The organism is Aestuariibacter sp. GS-14 (assembly GCF_006494365.1).
GTDB lineage: Bacteria > Pseudomonadota > Gammaproteobacteria > Enterobacterales > Alteromonadaceae > Alteromonas > Alteromonas mangrovi.
The window spans coordinates 1-1,025 of sequence record NZ_VHIP01000043.1; the positions used below are offsets into that span (position 1 = coordinate 1).

Below are 1,025 nucleotides of genomic sequence, written 5' to 3' on the forward strand. Positions count from 1 at the left end.
CTCATGCGTTTTTGCAGATTGGCCAGGTAGCGTTTAGCGTTGTCATTGCCTTTCAGGTACAACACAGCCGCTTCACTAAAGGCCCATTTCAAATGTGCATTGCCGATTTTATTCCCTTGTGTGCCGTATGATTTGCCGGCGGACTCCGCTTTGCATTTTACTAACCGCGAATAAGAAGCGAATTTCTGAACAGAGGGAAAGCGTTGAATATCGCCAACCTCGTATAAAATGGTCAGGGCAAGGATTTTACCAATACCCGGAAACGACTTAAGAATATGCAGGTCACGAGCGTTGTGCGTTTGCGCCTGGGTTTTTACGTAGTGTTCAATTTTATAAAGCTCATGCACCATGGTACTGATGATATTGAGGTTTAAATCCATACTTTTCTGCACAGCTTCATCCGGAAAAAAGTGATGCATTTTCTGGCGGTCGGGTGAGTTTTGCAGGTTTAACCGGGTTTCCAGGGCGGGTAGGTTATATTGACTAATTGTACTGGCCACATGAGCTTTCAGCTGTGCACTCATTCTCATAATGTGCGTTCGACGACGCAGCGCATCACGAATAGAACGGTGCTCTTTTGAATAGGCGTGAGCTAACGGGAAGTTGCCTCCGCGAATAAGCTTGGCAATCTTTAGTGCATCAATTTTATCGTTCTTGGTTTTCCCGGCATGAATAGCTTTCATGTAAAGCGCGTGGCCGAGAATAAAGTCGATATTGTGCAGTTCACAGAAGTCAGACACCCAATACCAGCAGTGCATACATTCCACACCAACCACGATATTGCCCACATAGGGTGATAGCAGCGCCAATAATTTCTCAGGTGAGTCATCGATTTTCTCGTGGACTAAGATATTGTTTTCATTATCGATGATGCAGAGGTAAAGAAGCCGTGTATGAAGATCGATTCCACAATAGTAAGGATGTGTATTAGTATAAAAGTTCATTGAGTTTTCTCCCTCGGTTTGGTCGCCTATTAGGATAAACTCTGTTTATGCTGATAGGGAGGAGGCTCAATGAGTATCAAA

The 1,025-nt window shown here is 44.3% G+C and carries 1 protein-coding gene; it reads right to left on the minus strand.

Features of this window, described 5'->3' with window-relative positions:
- Positions 1-944, minus strand: a 944-nt coding sequence (locus FJ444_RS21255) for an IS110 family transposase (RefSeq protein ID WP_140961949.1), incomplete at its 3' end; no start/stop codon positions are given.
- Between the last annotated feature and the right edge of the window lie 81 nt (positions 945-1,025).